Annotated in this window: 17 protein-coding genes; all 17 read right to left on the reverse strand. The window is 36.8% G+C overall.

Annotated elements, in window-relative coordinates; translation table 11 throughout:
* Positions 1-5: 5 nt before the first annotated feature.
* Entirely contained in the window at positions 6-839 is an 834-nt protein-coding gene (locus tag RT761_RS03415; RefSeq protein WP_218112684.1) for a carbohydrate ABC transporter permease, read from the reverse strand.
* Complete coding sequence (locus RT761_RS03420) at positions 839-1,741, reverse strand: carbohydrate ABC transporter permease (RefSeq protein WP_218112685.1); 903 nt, start codon at positions 1,739-1,741, stop codon at positions 839-841. The genes RT761_RS03415 and RT761_RS03420 overlap by 1 nt, the downstream gene beginning before the upstream one ends.
* A 48-nt stretch (positions 1,742-1,789) precedes the next feature.
* Positions 1,790-3,130 carry an ABC transporter substrate-binding protein gene (locus RT761_RS03425; RefSeq protein ID WP_218112686.1) on the reverse strand — a complete coding sequence of 447 codons (1,341 nt, stop codon included), beginning with the start codon at positions 3,128-3,130 and terminating at the stop codon, positions 1,790-1,792.
* A 505-nt stretch (positions 3,131-3,635) separates the two neighbouring features.
* The gene (locus RT761_RS03430) at positions 3,636-4,265 is read right to left on the reverse strand and encodes a C-GCAxxG-C-C family (seleno)protein (protein ID WP_218112687.1); all 630 of its coding nucleotides are present in this window, start codon (positions 4,263-4,265) and stop codon (positions 3,636-3,638) included.
* Between the two features lie 51 nt (positions 4,266-4,316).
* A complete protein-coding gene (locus RT761_RS03435; RefSeq protein WP_218112688.1) occupies positions 4,317-4,967 on the reverse strand; it encodes a C-GCAxxG-C-C family protein in 651 nt (216 codons plus the stop codon).
* Positions 4,968-5,020: 53 nt separating this feature from the next.
* On the reverse strand, positions 5,021-6,688 hold the full coding sequence (gene ilvD, locus RT761_RS03440; RefSeq protein WP_218112689.1) for a dihydroxy-acid dehydratase: 1,668 nt from the start codon (positions 6,686-6,688) through the stop codon (positions 5,021-5,023).
* 15 nt (positions 6,689-6,703) lie between these two features.
* The gene (locus tag RT761_RS03445; RefSeq protein WP_218112690.1) at positions 6,704-7,480 is read right to left on the reverse strand and encodes an SDR family NAD(P)-dependent oxidoreductase; all 777 of its coding nucleotides are present in this window, start codon (positions 7,478-7,480) and stop codon (positions 6,704-6,706) included.
* A gap of 93 nt (positions 7,481-7,573) precedes the next feature.
* Positions 7,574-8,725 carry a sugar ABC transporter substrate-binding protein gene (locus tag RT761_RS03450; protein ID WP_218112691.1) on the reverse strand — a complete coding sequence of 384 codons (1,152 nt, stop codon included), beginning with the start codon at positions 8,723-8,725 and terminating at the stop codon, positions 7,574-7,576.
* 105 nt (positions 8,726-8,830) lie between these two features.
* Positions 8,831-9,802, reverse strand: coding sequence for an ABC transporter permease (locus tag RT761_RS03455; RefSeq protein WP_218112692.1), 972 nt, complete (start codon positions 9,800-9,802; stop codon positions 8,831-8,833).
* Positions 9,803-9,813: 11 nt separating this feature from the next.
* Positions 9,814-11,376 (reverse strand): sugar ABC transporter ATP-binding protein, encoded by a 1,563-nt coding sequence (locus RT761_RS03460; RefSeq protein ID WP_218112693.1) that lies wholly within the window; start codon positions 11,374-11,376, stop codon positions 9,814-9,816.
* Positions 11,377-11,422: 46 nt separating this feature from the next.
* Positions 11,423-12,085 carry a cyclase family protein gene (locus RT761_RS03465; protein WP_218112694.1) on the reverse strand — a complete coding sequence of 221 codons (663 nt, stop codon included), beginning with the start codon at positions 12,083-12,085 and terminating at the stop codon, positions 11,423-11,425.
* A gap of 19 nt (positions 12,086-12,104) precedes the next feature.
* Complete coding sequence (gene dmpG, locus RT761_RS03470) at positions 12,105-13,130, reverse strand: 4-hydroxy-2-oxovalerate aldolase (protein WP_218112695.1); 1,026 nt, start codon at positions 13,128-13,130, stop codon at positions 12,105-12,107.
* Positions 13,127-14,017 carry an acetaldehyde dehydrogenase (acetylating) gene (locus RT761_RS03475; RefSeq protein WP_246465227.1) on the reverse strand — a complete coding sequence of 297 codons (891 nt, stop codon included), beginning with the start codon at positions 14,015-14,017 and terminating at the stop codon, positions 13,127-13,129. The genes dmpG and RT761_RS03475 overlap by 4 nt, the downstream gene beginning before the upstream one ends.
* A gap of 50 nt (positions 14,018-14,067) precedes the next feature.
* Positions 14,068-14,850 (reverse strand): 2-keto-4-pentenoate hydratase, encoded by a 783-nt coding sequence (locus RT761_RS03480; protein WP_218112696.1) that lies wholly within the window; start codon positions 14,848-14,850, stop codon positions 14,068-14,070.
* 324 nt (positions 14,851-15,174) lie between these two features.
* Positions 15,175-15,846 (reverse strand): response regulator, encoded by a 672-nt coding sequence (locus RT761_RS03485; RefSeq protein WP_218112697.1) that lies wholly within the window; start codon positions 15,844-15,846, stop codon positions 15,175-15,177.
* A gap of 15 nt (positions 15,847-15,861) precedes the next feature.
* Positions 15,862-17,955 carry an ABC transporter substrate binding protein gene (locus RT761_RS03490; protein WP_218112698.1) on the reverse strand — a complete coding sequence of 698 codons (2,094 nt, stop codon included), beginning with the start codon at positions 17,953-17,955 and terminating at the stop codon, positions 15,862-15,864.
* A 473-nt stretch (positions 17,956-18,428) separates the two neighbouring features.
* Complete coding sequence (locus RT761_RS03495; protein WP_218112699.1) at positions 18,429-19,751, reverse strand: hypothetical protein; 1,323 nt, start codon at positions 19,749-19,751, stop codon at positions 18,429-18,431.
* Positions 19,752-20,065: the final 314 nt, after the last annotated feature.

Below are 20,065 nucleotides of genomic sequence, written 5' to 3' on the forward strand. Positions count from 1 at the left end.
GCTTTTCACCCCTTCACCGCCCCCATGGTTAAACCACGGATAATATATTTTTGGGTTAGGGCAATTATAATGATCACTGGGATGATGGCAATAACCGCAGAACTCGATAATTTTGCCCAGTCTAACTGATAATATCCAAGAGAATTATAAATCTCAATAGGAAGTGTTCGTGTGTTTCGACCAGTGTTAAGCAAGGCAAACATAAATTCATTCCAAACAAAGATGAAAGAGAGAGTAGCTGAAGCCATTATACCTGGTATAACCGTTGGTATTAAAACATATCTAAGAGTTTGCCATCGTGTACATCCATCTACCATTGCTGCTTCTTCGATCTCGTAAGGAATTTCAGCAAAAAAACTACGAATCATCCAAATCAGGAGAGGAAGGACTAATGTCACATACATGGTAATCATTGAAAAATAAGTATCAGCTAATTTTAAAGATCGCCAAATTAAAAAATAAGGAATAACAAAAGTAATAGGAGGAACAATTCGCAAAGCTAATATAAAATATGAAAAAGCCTTATCGCCCTTAAAATGAAACCGGGTTAATGTGTAGGAAGTTGTAATCCCTAATCCGGTTGCAGCTATAGTAGCTCCCACTCCAATTATGAGACTATTTTTTATTGATTTGAGAAAATCAATACTAGTAATCAATTTTTGATAGTTTTGAAGGGTGGGAGTAAAGAACCATTTTGGTGGCATTGCCAGAGCATCGACAGTGGTCTTGATAGATGTTAATACGATGAGGATAAAAGGTATAAGTCCGATAAAAGCAACCACTGCCAAAAAAAGATATTTTAGAAAACGACGGAGACTTCTTGCTTGACGAACCTTCATTAGGCCATTCCCTCCTCGAACTTTGACCACTTTAAAAAACTCATTATCAGCACTAAGACAACAATTAAAAAAATGAAGGCTGAAGCAGCAGCATAACCCATTCGAAAATATTCAAATCCATATCGAACAGCAAAAATTGAAGCATTTTCAGTAATATACCCTGGTCCACCACCAGTTATCACATATATCTCATCGAACATTTTCAGAGCATCCATGAACCGAAAAGCAAAAGCGACGACGATGATTGGTTTAATAATGGGAAGGGTTAAAAGATACATTCTTTTCCACCACGAAACTCCATCAATTGCCCCAGCATCAAATATTGAAGCATCAATTGAGGAAATCCCGGCAAACAATATGAGAGTTACAAATGGAGTTCTTAAGATTACTTCCATGACCAAAATACCTATTGGAGCATTATATATTCCCTGACTGAGATCAAAAACCGGAAGATGAACCAATTGTAAAAAATAGTTCAAATATCCAAATGTTACATCGTAAATGAGGGTTTTATAAGTATAGGAAACCACTACCGGGGCTACAACAAAAGGGATTAAGATGAGAGTCCGAATAAAAGATGAATATCTTGTAGTTACTTCTTCATCGGCTAAAACAGAAGCCACTAAAAAACCTATCACGATTTCGATCGTTACTGCTCCCACTGCAAAAAGAATAGTAAAAAGGAGTGCATGGATAAATCGTGGATTGTTCATTAAGAGATCGCTATAATTCTCTAAACCAATATAAACACCAGGTGGCTTGATAAGCTGGTAATCCTTTAAAGAAAGGATAAAGGTATAGAGAACTGGCACTCCCCCGACTAGCACTACGGCAAAGAGTGATGGAAGAATTGACCATATAATAAAACGACGATCTTCTTGAGTTGTCCGCTGTATTCTCATAAGATTAGATAACCCTCCATGGCTTGAAACCATGGAGGGTTAAATGATTTATTGTACTGATGTTTTAAATCCAATCTTTACTAAGGCCGCTTCAGCATCTTGACAGGCTTGTTCTACGGTTTTGATACCAGCAACAACTGCATTCATTTCCTTAGAAACTAAATCGGCAACCTCTCCATACATAGGGGTGAGTAGAAATTGAGTATCAGGATCAATACCATTTTCCATCATCCAAAGCTGGGAGTCGATGAATTCCTGGCTCGGCATCGCTTCGATATATTCAGGAAGTAAATAAACTGATTTTCGCGCCGGACACCCATAAAGTGGTGCCATTTCAGTAATTAAATTCGGGGAAGTTAACCATTGTACCAAAAGCCAAGCCGCCTCTTTATTTTTTGATTTGGCATTAATTGCCCATCCCCAAATCCATAAAGGATCTTTTCCATTTTCCATTGGTGGAGGGACATAACCCATTTTCCCGGCAACCTTTGAAGTATTTTTGTCTTCAAGGTAAGCATAAGACGCATTTCCTCCTACAACCATTGCAAGTTTCCCTTGAGCGGCGGCGGCTCCAATATCAGTCCAGGTCCAATTGGCTGAACCGGGTGGTCCATATTGTTTACATAACTCGGTATAAAAACTCATAATTTCGATACCCATGGGTGTATTGGTATAGGAAACCATGTCCTTAAAATCAACAAAATCGAATCCCAATCGATGAGCCGTACAAAAGAGATTCCACCCTCCTTCACTGGCTCCGGACATAGTCCGTTCAATAAATGCAAATTCTTCTATTTTCCCATCTTTTCGTGCTGCCTCAAGCTTCGCAGCAATATCTTTTAGTTCGGTCGGTGTCTTAGGGGGAGTTAGATTTAACAGACTAAAAATATCTTTCCGATACCAAAGTAAAAAGTATTCTGCGGTGAAGGGAATCATCACCAGTTTGTCCCCGGATATTCCCCCTGCCAAAACGTCTTTGGGATAATCGTCAATTTTATACCAGTCTTTATCCGTCAGTTTGGGGTTGTCTAAGTAAGGTTGGAGCGATTCCATATAACCAGGTTGGGCGAATTCTTCTCGGTTGGAGAATCCAACATTGGCGACATCATACTCACCCATACCAGAAGCATAATCGACTAATTGTTTTTTCTTGCGGTCAACATCGTTTAATAATTCGAAATTTACTTTTATTCCAGTAAGTTCTTCAAACTCAGCAATTTTACTTTTATAAACTTCTGAGACCGGCATTGATGTAGCCAAAACATTGAGTTGGGTTCCTTTGAATTGCATCCAATCAATGTTTCCCCAATTTGATTCATCCGCAGCCGATACTTGACAAATTAACAATATTCCGAATATGAATAGAACTAAACCTCCAAATTTCTTCACTTTTCCATCCTCCTTTTTATAACTCCTTAAAATTTACAACTTAAAAAAAATTAACCTGTTGATATAGGTTTACTTTAAAAATTGAATTTCACCCCCTTAAAATTGTATTTCCTGATAAGAGAAAACATGTCGAATTGTTAGGTCGAAGTTTTTTATCCTATATTTTACACGTGTAAACTACACGTGTAAAATATAGGATATTTACTACACAGTTGTCAAGAGGATTTTTGTTTTTTTAATTAACTAATGGAATAATATTCAAATAGTGCTTTTGATCATTGTTTGAGGATTTTTGCGAGAAAAACCTAATTCTAAAGGAGTCCTAAGGGTATAATTTTAAAAAAGTAAAGTTTGTCTGAGCATCATCTATAATTTATTATTATCTAAAATATTGATAAAAGATAAATTGAAACATTAAACATAGGATGAGGAGCGCATCAATTAAAGAGGTTTTGTTCCAATGCAATGAATTGAATTGCTCCTCATTCGATATTCTATTTTTGTTTTATTTAAGGGAACATTTCGTTGTTGATTGTTTTAAACCTTCTTCAAAATCTTTTTTTGCTTGCTCTAAAGTTCGGGGGTTATTTAGAATATCAATAATGTACTCCACTGCCCAACCAGCTGCCAAAGCAATAGTACATATATCAGCTGATAGGCAGCCTCTTTCTCTTTCTTCTTTTGCAAACAAAGCTTTGGCGCGAGGGTTCCATGAATCATACCATTTGCCCCACCGTTTCCAAGTTACGTCTCGGCAACGAACGCCTCCGAATTCATCAAGGAATCTTTGCCCTATGGTGAGAGCCGCATTATCAAAGGCAATCCGACGATTCTCTTTGTCTTCCAACTGTTTTTCTCGACCAACGTCAGACACATAGCTTATTGCAAAAGCTGCTCCAGCAATAGCACCACAATTACCCCATCCAATGTTACCCGTTCCACCAGATAGGCCTACCAATCCCTTAAAAGCAGCTTCTTGAACTTCAGGGGTCATGATTTCTATGCCAACAGATTTCAAACCATCAACTATCCCCATAAAAGATGATTGAGCGCATCCCCAATAGGTTTGAACATATTTAGCGGTTATTTCACGCGTCTTTTGAACACAATTTCTTTTTACTTCATCAGAAATCATCTCAGTTAATCCTCCTCGGTTTTTTTCTTCAATTTATTAAGGAGCACACTATTAAGCATTTTTCCATTTTGGATCATCAGGATGTTCAATCATATCTAGCAGATTCGCTATGGTTGTTTCTTCATCAATGCCTATCCATTTTAATTCTTTAGGATTTTCAATAATATCCAAAATGGTTTGGGTTGCCAGCGCTGCAGCATTAGCTATTGTACATCGAGAAGCATTACGGCATTTAAGACGCTGCGCCTCTTCAAATAATGCTTTATTATTGGCGGGCATTCGAGAATTTATCGCAATACCAAATATCTTTAACTGGGTCTCGCGGCAGGTTATTCCGCCATATTTTTCCATCCAAGGCTTTAATAAACCTTCTTTTACATAATAATATGGAATCCATCGAAGGGCTTTATTTGGAGCAAGTTCTTTCGGTCCGATATTACAAGCCAAGCTGATTGCAAAACTTGCACCTGAAACAGCCCCACAGGTTCCAACGCCAAGATTTCCAATGCCTCCAGTTAAACCCAATACTCCTTTAAAAAGTTCTTCCTCTATTTCTTCTGGAACTAATTCGATTCCTTCCATACGCAGGGCATCTAAGGCAGCCGCAAAAGAACAATGACCACAACCAACCAGGGTACCCTGATATTCAACAGCTAATTCTCTTGCTTTTTGAATGCATCTTTCTCTTTTTGTCGAGTCCATTCTTTATCTCCTCAAAATTTTAGATTTTTCTATTCAAAGAATGTTTTAAAGTATTATCTTTTGAAAACCGCACCGCTCATTGCTGAACTAGCTAACTTTGAATATACATTCAAATATCCACTGCTCACCTTAGGTTTTGGCTTAACCCAAGATTTTTTCCTTTCTTTCATTACAGCTTCTGGTATTAATACGTTAATTGTCTTACCTTCTATATCAATTTCAATTGGATCTCCATCTTGTAACAACGCTATAGTTCCTCCGTCCATGGCTTCTGGTGAAACATGACCAATGGCTGGACCACGTGTTGCACCCGAAAAACGGCCATCGGTTATCATTGCAACCTTTTCATCTAAACCCATTCCAACCAGAGCCGACATGGCAATATGCATCTCACGCATTCCTGGACCACCCTTAGGACCTTCGTAACGAATTACGACAATATTTCCTTCCTTGATTTCCTTTTGAAAAATCGCCTTTTCTGCTTCTTCTTCAGAATCAAATACCCTGGCAGTTCCTTCAAACTTCCACATCTTTTGAGAAACTGCTGTCCTTTTTACTACAGCACCATCAGGAGCAAGATTACCCCTTAAAATTGCAATACCGCCTTTATGGTGATAAGGGTTTTCTATGTTTCGAATAGTTTGAGGATTTAAAATTCGGTATTTATTGATATTTTCAAAAATTGAATTCCCATTTACAGTCATTAGCTCTCCATTGATTAAATTTAGCCTACTTAGTTCTTTCATAACAGCCTGAACTCCACCGGCTTCATATAAATCTTGTAAATGGGATGGGCCAGCAGGACTCATATTACAAAGGTGGGGTGTTTTTTCACTTATTTCATCAAATTCATCTATACTTAAATCAACTCCGGCTTCATAAGCAATGGCCGGCAAATGCAAGACAGTATTCGTTGAGCCTCCTAATGCCATGTCAACTGCAATAGCATTCATAAAAGCTTTTTTAGTGAGGATATCTCGGGGCTTTATATTTTTTTTCAATAAAGACATGATATGTATACCTGCGTATTTAGCCAATCGATATCGCTCAGCATAAACCGCTGGAATTGTCCCGTTACCTGGTAAAGCAATTCCTAAAGCTTCTGACAAACAATTCATGGTATTTGCAGTAAACATTCCGGCACACGAACCTACTGTAGGGCAACCCTTTTCTTCGTACATTTTTAATGTATCTTCATCTACACTACCAACAGCATGTTTTCCCTGTACTTCACCAACTGAACTGATATCAATATCCTGACCCTGATATTTCCCTGCCAACATTGGCCCACCACTAATCATAATCGCCGGTATGTTTAATCGAGCCGCTGCTATTAACATTCCTGGAATGATTTTGTCACAATTGGTAATTAAAACTAATGCATCGAATCGATGACCATTGGCCATTATTTCTACAGCATCGGCAATATGCTCACGACTGGGTAAAGGATATTTCATTCCTTCATGAGCCATAGCAATTCCATCACAAACACCTACAGTATTAAACTCAAAAGGTGTTCCTCCGGCCATCCTCACACCAGCTTTTACCGCATCAGCAATCATTTTAAGGTGATAATGACCTGGCAAAACTTCGTTTTGAGCATTTGCTATACCAATCCATGGCCTTTCTAACTCTTCATCAATATACCCCATCGATTTAAGAAGAGCTCGATGCCAAGCTCTTTCTGGTCCAGATTTTACTTGAAGACTTCTTAAATCCAACTTATTCCCTTCTTTCTAGGCTTTTCCAGCGGTAAATCCACCATCAACCGTATACATCGCTCCGGTTACAAAAGATGCTTCTTCAGAGGCTAAAAATAAAACCACATTAGCTGTTTCTTCTGGAGTTCCGAGCCTTTTAATTGGTTCTGATTCAGTAAAAGCCTGAACGGTTTTTTTAGGATCAACAGTTGTTGCAGCAAAGTCAAAAACCATTGGAGTTTCAATTGTTCCTGGACATACAGCGTTGATACGAATATTCTTTTCAGCGTACTCTAAAGCTAAAGAACGAACCATATTGCATATTGCTGCCTTAGTTGAACAATATAAACTCATATTTGGATGACCTAATAATCCAGACATTGAAGACATAGCTACAATATTCCCGTGTTTCTGCTTGCTCATTTGCTCTAATGACTTTCTCAATTGGTAATAATTTCCTTTTATATTAATATCAACCAATCTGTTAATATCTTCATCAGTTGTTTCTAAAATTGGCGCTGGTTTATTTATTGATGCATTTGCTACAAACACATCAAGAACTCCAAATTTTTCAACCGTTTTATCAACAAGTTGGTTTACTTCAAAGGATTTACTAACATCTGTAATGATAAAATCTGCAGTTCCACCATTTTTCTGAATTTCTTTAACAGTTTCTACCAGTGGTTTCTCTCTTCGGCCGGCAATGACCACCTTTGCTCCTTCTTGAGCAAAGCACATCGCACAGGCTTTCCCTATTCCGGTACCGCCCCCAGTTATAATTACTACTTTATCTATAAACCTTTGCTTCAACATAATTCACTTGACCCCCTGTCTCTCTTTTTAAATAAACAATCCTTGTTTCCCTCACAGGCTTTTATCATTCCTATGAGGGAAACAGCAGTTTATTTAGAAGCCCCAGTCTTTAATGCCTTTAATAATATTTGACCAAATTGAAGGGTCATCAACATTGGTATCATCAACTATGGTGTAATTGGTTTTTAGCCAGATATGACCGTTTTCTTCAGTTTTATCAATAACTTCAATTGGTGCCCAGCTATCGGATGGGACAACAGCATCAACACCGGTTACGGGGACTTTGGTTTTTACATCAAGATCTGCTGGATTTATAATCGTTCCAGGTTGAGGGAGAGAGTCTTTCCCATTTTCTAAATACTTTAAAAGATAATATCCAGCTATCGCATTATAGGCCAAAACCGGTTGATCGATTGCCCAATCAACAATCCCTTCTTTTATGGCTGGGTTAATTATTTGAGGTGCAGAGTCAATACCTACACAAATAATATGGCCTTCTTGACCTTTTGGAACTGCCATATTTTCTCTTTTAAGAGCATTAATCATGCCCATGAACTCAAGCATGCCAACCGATACGATCGCATCAACATCAGGGAGGGTTCTTAATAACTGACCACAACGAGTTACAGCTAACCCAGCATCCATATCAGAAATAAATTCATGAATCTGGATATCTGGATATTTTTTAAAGACACTCCGAAATGCTTCGGCTCGAAGTATATGCTCTGAATTTCTTACATCACCCAAACCTAAAATAATTGTACCTTTTGGTGATCCATTCTTATCTATAATCATCTGTACAATTTTAACCGCCGATTCAGCCGGGCCCATTTGGCTATCGTAAGAAACTGAGAAAATTGCTTCAGGGCATTTTCCGGCCTCATTGTTGGTCAAAACGACAACTTTACCTGCTTTTTCTAATGTCCGAATACCAGGTAAAACCTGCTCAGCTCCTACAGGAGCAACAATCACTGCATCTACCTCAGGGTCTCCTGCCCAAACACCGAGTATGGTGTTCATTTTTTTACTATCCCATTCAGCATTTTGAACCAAAACTTCACAGCCTTTTGCTTCTAAAAACCACTTTCCCCCAGCTGTAAATGGATTAAACCAGTCATTCCCTGTTGAAAAAGGCATAATTCCAATTTTGTATTGGCCATCTGCATTTTTAGCAAAAACTACTGAAGAACTGATAATTATCAGAAAACTAATTAATAAAATGCTCAAAACTTTAACTTTCTTCATCGTAAATCCCTCCATTCATTTTTTTGCAGTTACTTTAAAATTGCTAACTATATATTAGGTAGATTTTTCGCCTCCTTTCAACAAAATCAGTTCATTTTTATTTATTTATCGGGCTAGAACTATCCCTTTCCATTTTGCTTGGTAAGTATTAATCAAGATAGCAGCAACTAAAACCAAACCATTCATTGCTTGCCTCCAAGTAGCAGGAACACGGAGAATTGTTAAACCTATTTCAAGAATTCCCAGTAATAAAATCCCACCAAAAACACCACTGATTTTTCCCCGACCTCCCGTTAAAGCAACTCCACCAATAATTGCTCCAGCAAAGGAGGAAAACAAATCATTCTGAGCCATATCCATAGTGACACAACTCATATAACCAGTGTAAATAAGACCACCTATAGAAGAAAGCAATCCACTTAAAATGAAAACGCTCATTATGGTTTTTTCCACGTTGATACCACAAGCACGAGATGCTTCCTTGTTACTTCCAACTGCGTAAATTTTTCTCCCTAATGGGGTAAGCGATAATAAATAATGAACTAAAATTGCTATGATGATTAAAAAGGGCACTGCAATTGGTACAAAGCTTTTGCCTACCATACCTCCCCCGGGTGTGATGATTCCAGAAGGGATGGTAAATAATGTTCCGCCACCCAAAATGAGCATCAATCCATAGAATAGTATGTTAGTGCCTAAGGTTTGCAAAAAAGGGTTAATGTTTAGCTTTGCGATGAAGAACCCATTATAAAAACCTACAGCTACTCCAACAAATAACATAATTAATATCAATAAAGGAGCAGGGAGACCGGGGATCCATCTCTCAAAAGTAAGAGCTGCAATTACCGAAGAAAATCCAGCAATCGCCCCAACGGATAAGTCAAAATTGCCACTAATTAAAACTATAGCCTGAGCCAAAACTAAAAATCCGAGCATGGAAACTGAATAGATCATTGATATAAGATTTTTTGGCATAATCAACGTTGGTTGAATTGACACAAAGGCTATGATGAGACCAATATCAATAAACCAAATGAGATTATCGAGAAAAAATAATAAAAAATTCTTTTTCTTCATTGTTTTATCCCTCAGCCTTCTTTTTCAGTAATTGAGTCCACTGCTCCATCAGCGTAATGTAAAAGCTTTTCTTTTGTGGCTTCTTTTTTTAATAAAATTTGCGCTATTTTTCCTTCATGCAAAACCATTATTCGATCTGAAATGTGAATAATCTCTTCCAAATCGGAAGAAGTAAAAATTACCGATGTACCTCCAGCAACCAGCTGTCTGATTATCTTATATATTTCATTTTTTGCTCCTATATCTATACCTTTTGTTCCTTCATCGACTAAGTAAAGTTGTGAGTGAGCAGCAAGGCAGCGACCAAACATTACTTTTTGTTTATTTCCACCGCTTAAATAATCAATTTCTGCTTTGGGTGAATGAGCTTTTATCTGAAATTTTTCGGCAACTTCCTCAAATATCCTCTTTTCTTGAATTCGATCAATAAACAAATTAGAGGGCTTCAAGTGTTTTTGAGTAGATGAAATAAGTAAGTTTTCATCTACTGGCCTCCCAAGAAATAAACCTTCGCTCCTGTCTTCAGGAACAAAGCCAATACCCTTATTGATCAAATCATTCGTAGAGGAGAATACTATATTTTGCCCCTTGAACATGATGCATCCTTCTTGCACCGGAAGGAGTCCATAAATAGTTTTTAACAATTCAGTTCGTCCAGATGCTCTTAAACCATATATTCCCAAAACTTCCCCCTGATATAAATTAAAATGAATGTTTTTCAATTTTGTATTGGATACATTGTTCAGGCAAAGTACTGATTCGCTTGATTGTTTTTCATCAAAATTGACATTGACATCCAGTTCATCAGACTTCTGTTTTTCCTCAATATCTTTTCCTACAATGGCTTTTTTAAGATCATTATGGTTGATATCATCAATACTTTCAGACAAAACCACTTCTCCATCACGAATGACTGTTACTGAGTCACAGATTTGAAATATTTCATCAATTTCGTGGGATATATAAATGAATGATTGGCCTATCTTTTTTTGTTTTCGCATCACATCATAAAGGAGACGAATTTCATCCAGAGAGAGGGAAACAGTAACTTCATCTAATGCAATAATTTTTGCACCGGTTGAAAATATTTCTCGAATTATTAAAAGCATTTGTTTTTCTGCTATGGTTAAATACCTTACTTCAAGTTTAGGATCCCAAGTGAGATTAAATATTTCCAAACGTTCCTTAGCAAACTTATATAATGATTTCCAGTTTACCCTTTTAATTGAGCCATGCAGTTCCTTTTCCCTGAATACAATATTTTCTGCAATACTTAAATCTTCCATCAATGCCGGCTCTTGCGAAATAAAGCGAAATCCAAGTCTTTCAGAATCCTGAACGCTTCTTATTTCTGATTTTTCTCCAAAATAAAAAAGTTCTCCACTGGTCTTTTCTTCTAATCCGGAAATTATTTTAATAAAAGTACTCTTCCCTGCTCCATTTTTTCCTAAAAGACCCCGAACTTCTCCTGGTTTGAGATCGAAATTAATCCCCTTAAGTGCTTCTACGCCCGGATATTTTTTTATGATCTTTTTGGCTTCCAAAACCGGTGCTGTACCACCATTATTGCCCAAACTAATAGCCCTCCCAATTTATTTTTTCTATAACCTCTCTTCACAATTATTCTTCAACGGCAACAACTCTCGCTAGACAACCACCAGCGTCTTTAAGCAAAATTGGCAGACAGATAAAGGTAAATCTTTGCGTTGCAGCAGAAAATAAAGGTTCTAAAAATAATTCTTCGAGAATTAAAATTTCTGCTCCCAACAGGGTTCTATGAACCAGTGGGCCTTCTGGAAAACCATAGGTTTCAACACCAAGGGTATCAACACCAAGGATATTAATCTGCCGATCAACAAGCCATTGTGCTGCTTTCCCATTAATTGCCGGAAAATTTTTTAAATATTTGTGATTAAAACCACGAGCTTTCCCAAACCCAGTCGCTAACATAACAATATCGCCTTTTTTTATTTTGGAACCAACTTTTTCTAAATCTTCCACCGTAATAAATTCATTTTCTTTTTTAAATCGGAGGTCAAGGACAATACCTTCTCCAATAAATCTTTCGACTGGTATTTGATCAAGAGTCTTTCCGTCAGGGAGAAAATGATAGGGAGCATCAATATGAGTGGCAGTGTGAGTGTTAAATTCCATTGTTTCGACATTACAAATATCTTTTGGGATATATAGCATTCTTTCAACTTTTGGAGGCGCAAAATCCGGCCAACCTGGGCAATTATGATAGAAAGGTTGAGTTAAATCATAAACTTTTTTAAATTTCATAGTTTTTTCCTCCTACTTCTCATTTTTTATTCATTTTTTTATATAAATCATAAGCTACATTAATAATGATATCTTCCTGGCCCCCAACAATCTTTTGTTTACCAATTTCAACAATAATATCCCGAGGATCAAGTTGGTATTTTTGTGCTGCACGAAGGGTATGAAGAAGAAAACTGGAGTATACCCCAGCATAGCCTAACATTAATGAATCGTTTTTTATAACTTGAGGGCGCTTCATAAATGGTTCAAGAACTTTCTCGGCGGTATCCATTATGGAATAAAAATTTACACCGCTTGAATACCCGCTTTTTTCAAAAACTGCAACTAAAACTTCTATTTGAGCATTTCCACTTCCCGCACCTAAACCCCTGAGTGTGCCATCTATATAGGACGCTCCTGAATCAACCGCAACCAGTGAATTTGCAATAGCCAATCCTAGGTTATTATGCCCATGGAAACCAACTTGGATTTTTAATCCTTCGCAAAGTTTTTTAACTCTTTCTTTTACGCCAGACGGAAGAAGGGCTCCGGCAGAATCAACAATGTAAACCACGTCTGCGCCATAACTCTGCATCAGCAAAGCCTGCTCTAACAATTTTTCAGGAGAAACCATATGTGCCATCATGAGAAAACAGGCTACTTCCATACCTAAATTCTTAGCTAAACCAATATGTTGCTCGGAAATATCCGCCTCAGTACAATGAGTTGCAATCCGAGCCATTCTAACACCATGCTCTGCGGCAATTTTTAAATCATCTCTTGTTCCTATCCCCGGTAATAACAAAATTGCCAATCTTGATTGTTCTATATTGGGTTTTGCTACTTCTAGCATTTCACTATCACTTAAAAGAGAGAAGCCATACTGAAGACTCGAACCACCCATGCCATCCCCATGACTCACTTCTATTGCATAAACATTCGCTTCGTCTAATCCTTTAACGATTTTCGATATCATTTCTTCATTAAATTGATGACTCATTGCATGACTTCCATCACGGAGCGTGGTATCAACAATTTTTATCGTTCCCATATTTTCGGCTTTCATGGTCTTCCTTCCTTACTCATTTTCTTTGCGAACTCCTCCGCTACAGCTACTGCAGCTGAAGTCATAATATCTAAATTACCCGAATATTTTGGTAGGAAATCACCAGCTCCCTCTACTTCAACCATAACTGTCACTTTATTGCCATCAAATTGTGGAGGTACTTTTAAACGGTATCCCGGAACGTAAGTTTGTAGCCTCTTGGTCATATTTTCAACTGAGGCTTCAATTTGTTCTTTTTTATCATTCAAATCCTCATCAACCAAACAATAAATAGTGGCTCGGCTAATAATCGGTGGCTCGGCTGGATTCAATATAATAATTGCCTTCCCCCTTTGCGCTCCTCCCAAACTTTCAATTGCACGTGCCGTAGTTTGTGTAAATTCATCAATATTTTGTCTGGTCCCTGGTCCCGCACTAAGGCTAGCAATGGTACATATTACCTCACTATAGGGAATCTCGACGACCTGAGAAACCGCCTTAACAATAGGGATACTCATTTGACCACCACAAGTGACCATGTTGATATTTAATTCATCTAAATTTTCACTCAAGTTAATCACCGGAATTACCTTTGGACCAAGGGCTGCCGGAGTTAAATCTATAACCTTTTTCCCCAATTCTCTAAATAATGGTGCATTTTTTATATGAACACTTGCACTCGTTGCATCTATTACAATGGGTGATAAATCCTGGATAATACCCTCTGCTCCCAGCAAGCTCACCGGAACTCCTTTTTCTTGAGCTAAAAGAATCCCGGTTGAATCTTTTTTAACACCAGCAACCAAACCAACCCGGATATATCTACTTCGTTCAATTTTATAAATGAGGTCGGTTCCAATGTTCCCCGGACCGATTATTGCTACTGGAACTTTGTTATTTATGGCCAAAGAAAGCTCACCACCGTTTTTCTATATTTAGAAAATTAGATTCCTTCATTTTAAATAAAACCAATGGAGATTTCGCCAAAATCGCCATAATCGCCAGTTACCCAATCATTTTGATTTACACTCACTGCTTTGGTGATAGCTCCGGAAAGCACAACTTCTCCTGCTTTGATCGAACTTCCATATTCAGCTAATTTATTGGCTAACCATGAAATTGAATAAACTGGATCCCCCGTCACATTAGCTCCAATGCCAGTATCAAAAATTTGACCATTTTTCTTAAAAATTAGAGGAATATATTTTAAATCAATAAAATCAATAATTCTTTTAACTCCACCAATCACAACTCCCGATGCTGAAGCATTGTCGGCAATGGTATCGTAAATTTGTATTTTCCAATCCTTTATTCTTGAATCAATCAGTTCCAATATCGGAAAAACAAAATCGGTGGCTTGGAGGACTTTGACCGGAGTTACCCCCGGTCCAACCAGATCATCTTTAAACACAAAGGCAATCTCTGCTTCTACCTTGGGAGAGATAAATTGATCAATTTTTAAAGTATCTCCATCGTTAAAAACCATATTGTCAAGGATCACCCCGTAGTCTGGTTCATAAACTCCAAACATCCCTTGCATCGCTTTGCTAGTTAATCCAATTTTCTTTCCAATGACTTTAAAACCTAAGTTCATTTCCCGATCCAGGTTGAGGGACTGTATTTTATAGGCATCACTAAAAACTATTTCCGGATATTCAGATGTAATTGGTTCTATTGGTTTACGATCTTTTTTCGCATGATAAAGACGATCGCTTATTTCTTGAAGAATTTTTAAATCCACCTTAACCCACCTCCAGCAGAAAGGACCAACACCAAACTTTATTTATTTTTAATAAAAATCAGCTTTTTGTCTATCGGGTTTATTTTGAGCTTTTTTTATCAAATTCCCCGATAGGCGTGTAAGGGTTTTCCCTGATAAGGAGCAAAAAAGTGTATTGAACCTACCAAAAAGAGGATTTTCCATTGGAAAGCGAAGAGTTAAATATAAGAATAAATAGAAAATGAGGAAGTATATAAAAAAGGCTTTTAGAAATATTCATATTTCTCAGTGTTGGATTTGTTGATTTATAAAAGTTATTTAGCCATTAAGCTATTGAAAAGAACTTCAGTCACCCGAAACCGCGTGGACCCATTGAATTGCAAATTGTAAAAGCTCGTTCGATGAACTTAAATTTAACTTCGTTTTAATTCTCGCACGGTATGTTTCAATAGTTTTTATACTTAAAAACATGGATTCTGCAATTTGTCGGCTGCTTAATCCTTTCCCTATCATTTCAAATATTTCGAGCTCTCGTTCGCTCAAAGTCTTAATACCAGAAAAATTATTTTTCTTAATATCTTGAGAGGCAAATTGTTCAATTATAATCTTCTTCATTTTATCGCTTAAATATATATTCCCTTTTAGAATCTCTTGGATTGCTAATATAACTTTTTCTGGTGCTTCTTGTTTCATAATAAAACCCCGGGCTCCTGCATGAAGAGATCTTTCAGCATAGAGGTTTTCGTCATGCATTGATAATACCAACACTGGGATTTCAAGAGCGTTGTTTTTTAGTTCCTTGAAAAACTCAAGTCCGTTCAAATCTTTCAATGAAATATCAAGAATTATTAAATCTGGTTTAAGCTTTTTAATCTCATCAATAACATCCTTTGTATCAACTGAGCTTCCACAAACACATAATTCTTTTTCTTGATCAATAAGGTTCGAGAGTCCTCTTATAACAACCGGATGGTCGTCGATGATAAAAATTCGATATTTATTTATTGGATTTGCCATTATTACACCAACTTATTAATTATTAAAAATACAAGACACGATAGTCCCTTCATCTGCTCCTTTTTTTATATTAAGCTGAGCTCCAATCAACTCTGCTCGATATTTCATGCTTTGTAATCCCAATCCTTCTTGAGCATCACTCGGTATTCCAATTCCATTATCTCGTATTTCAAGTATTACTTTCCCATTTGATGAATATAAAGAAATTGAAACATTGGTGGCTTTCCCATGTTGTATTGAGTTGTGCAAGGCTTCCTGTGCAATATAATAAAGTTGTGTTATGACCAAATTATCTGCAACAAGTACTGATTGATTCCATTTAAAAGAGTATTCAACTCCAAAAGTTTCTGATGTCATCGATAGTAATTTTTCTAATATAAAGGGTAAATTTTCTGACTCAGAATCATTAGGGCAAAGTCCTCGAGCTAAATTTTTGGTTTTTAAAATCGCTTGTTTTACCAAAGAAGATATCGTTGAAATATCACCAACTTCTTGAGCTGACTTGGACAACAGCTTTTTTTCTAGTGCTTTCGCCAAAAAAGCTATTCCAGTTAGATCTTGTCCCAATCCATCATGAAGGTCTTGACCAATTTTCCTCCTTTCATTTCGACTCACTTCTAAAACTTTTCTTTCCAATAACTTCCTTTCGGTTATATCCAATTGAATACCGGTCATTCTTACTGGAACATTTTGAGAATCGTAATCAACTACTTTCCCGGCAGCAAAAATCCACTGCCATTGTGCTGATTTTGAAAGAATTCTAAATTCAGCACGATAATCATCAGAATACCCTAATAGGTGCATCTTAATATTATTAATAATCTGCTCCCGATCTTCGGGATGAATCGATTTCTCCCAATCGTCATATTGGATGGTTCTTTCCATATCATTATCAATAAATGTTAAATTCCCATTGATTATGTCCCAATCCCATAATACAGTATTACTAACCTCTAACGCTATTTTTAAACGATCTTCATTCTGACGAATAAGAGCTTCTGCCCGGGATTTGGTTCTTATTCCAAGAACGAGAAAAAAAATGGTGATAATAAAAAAACTCAATATTAAGATAGTCGCCCAAACCCATTTTCTATATTGAACATAAAAAGGAACTGGTTTATTAATTATAAGGCTCCCTTCTGGAAGCCTATTCAAGGAGATATTGAGGCGTTCAAGTTGATTATAATCAAAAATAAGAGAATTGATACTCATAGTAATAACTGGCAAGTCTTCAACGGGCTTTCCCTGAAGAATACTCAAGGCCATATTGGCTGCAGCCTTCCCCTCAGAAAACCCATCTGCAAAAATACCGCCTACTATTCCATAACCAAGAAAGGAATCCCACATACTAAAAACAGGAATTGTTGAGTAATGAGTAATCATATCTGTACTTCTTTGGATTGGGATTAAACTCCCCGATAATTCTAAGTAAGGATTCATAAGAAGGACAATGCTATTTTCAGGCAATGCAGTGATACATCCAAAAACTGTAGCAAAATCATTGGTTTCTAAAACATTAAAAATGAGTCGGTCCTCAAATTGATGAATTGTCTCGTCCAAAAGAGATCGAATAATTTGTCCAGTTCTGGTACTGCGATCCACAAGTACCAAAACATGTTGGGTATTTGGTTGGATTGTAAGAGCAGCATTTAATGTTCCTTTTATATCTATATTCTCTGCTACCCCAGTATAGAGAGAATAATCCTTCAATAATCCGTCTTCATAGTTATTCACACCACAAAAAACTACCGGCGTTCCAGGAAATAGCAAATCACGATAGTGGAATAAAAATTCCAAGGCTTCGTTGTCTGTAGCGATAATTACATCAAATTGTGTATCCTCGAAATTATGTTGATAGAGTTCATATAATTTTTGGTAATGAAGATTCCCAGTTTTTCTTTCAGAACCCATATATTCAATTACCAGATCAATTTCATCTCCTAAAACCGACAGGACTCCAGGAACGATCTGCTTACTCCAATTGTAACCAGGATGATAAGAACTTAAAAGAAGAATATGCCGTGGGCTTTTTGCCATACCCAAGGAAGTAGCTAACCAAACAAATGATAGTAAAATCAAGAAAAATAGAAAGGCTTTACATTTCTTCATATTTTCATTTGTATTTATCTTTAAATATCGTTATAAACATTCATTTCTCTCAGTGGGCTGGAAAGTATTGAAAATGCTCAACACAAAGCCAAATCATTATCTTCAGGAAAATAGTGAAGTAACCATCAGTTCTTACCAAATATTTTTTATGAAATAAATATGAGATCCTCACCCGGGAAAGCACTACTTAGGTTGACCTAATCGCTCATGCTCCTTTGATGGAAAAGGTTAAGATAAGTGAAAAAATAACACCCATCACAAGTCTTTGCACTTACCGAATTAACCTTCGCTAAACTCTAGTTATTTATGATTTTTGTTGCACTAAACAGCACATTTTTTATTTGATAGATTATAAAAAAATGAAATAAACTATTAATTATCTTCAAAGGTCTTTTTATAATCAACTTGTCCTCGGTACCGGTTATTAAATCTATTTTAAAATAAATAATCAGATCTCACATTGGCATTGGCAATCATCCCATAATTCTTTCAGCTTCCTCACGAGCAATTCGGCACCATCGAATAACATTGTCCGGATTACGACCGATAGTATGATTATCTTTCATAATCAGCTCAACATGGCATCCCCGTGCCGCTTCCAGAGTTTCACGCAAACCTTTTCGAATATATTCTTCATCAATTTTGGGATAACTGAGGTCAGAAGGATTTGGTTTTCGTGAAAAAACATAATTTTTCCCTAATTTTTCAGCAAGATCTCTCACATTCGCCCAGGCTGATACTGACACTCTGCGCAATCGAGGCGTTTGACTTACAATATGCCATCTTTTATCAATCGGCTCACAACAGCCATAGCAATTAAGACCAAAACGTTCTAAAATTGGAAATTGATACGGAAAAATAAACTCGGCAAAAAGGTTGGGTGAAACTAAAACAGTTTCCTGGCTTTCTGAAAATCCCCACATATCCTGTGTTCTTACTTTGGCTCCATTATAATCCTTTTGGGGAAGTTGATGAGTATAGCCAAATCCACCCGAGCCAACATAGGTTCCCTGATTATTTAAACTCAATAAATTATTCATTTCAAGAAAATCTAATAGAGATAATGCTTCATCCCGCAAAAAAGCCATCAACTGATGAAGTTCCTGAGGATGATCATACATATCAAGCATGACTTGTTGGATACCACGTAAATTTACCAATGACCAAGTTAATCCAAAAGACCACCACCAATATCCTTCTAATTCCACTTTTAAAATATCAGCAAAAATTTCTCGAGCTAAATTGTAAAGTCGACCAGTACGTTCGAAGTCAACTTCAATCTTCTGAAAATGAAGTGATTCCAATTTTGAATAATCCTTGAGTGGGGCATCCCAACAATAAGACCCATTATCAGCACCACCAATAATACTTTCCTGCATTCCTCGGTTGATTTCTTGAAAGGCATATTGAACCTTAAAAATTGGTTCAATCACCCGATCATCGTTCATTTTTTCTCCCCAGAAAATCTCCTTCCGAAGCTTAAATTCCCATATCCGCGCTAAATCTCCTTCGCAAAGCAGTTGATGGTGAGGGATTATTTCATACCAACCATTTTCTGGGTCACAAAATATCAAAGGTCGAGTATCTTCCAAATCATTGTGCTGATACCATAATTTTCTTTTTTCTGATTCAATTGGCCGATCAGCAATTTCTGCAACTTCCTTTGCCAGAGTCCGAAGGATTTCCTTATCCTGATCGGAAACCACAAATTCAACAGAATTTACCACTTTTGATGCTGAGTAAGTTAAAGATAGTCCCAATGAATCTCCTAATCCTTTTCCCAATCTTTCAACCATTTTTCTTATCCCCCTCAAGGAAATCTAACTTTCAAAAGTTCTTTCTGTTTCTTCAGTTCTGATTAATAATATCGCTATCAACAATAAAAAGGATAGATTGTCTGGCTTCTATAGACTGCGATTAGGCAAAATAACGTTATTTTGAGCGATGCTTCCCCGTGTAAAAATTCTTTTTTTTTAGGTTTTGTTTTTGATAAATATGTAAAATTGACAAGACACTCATCTCGCAAAATACACCCTATTTAACGATAGAATAATGGAACTTTTTTCATCTAAATTTGGTTCCACAAAATGGTATGAAAAGTTTTTAAATT

Source organism: Atribacter laminatus (assembly GCF_015775515.1).
Classification (GTDB): Bacteria; Atribacterota; Atribacteria; order Atribacterales; family Atribacteraceae; genus Atribacter; species Atribacter laminatus.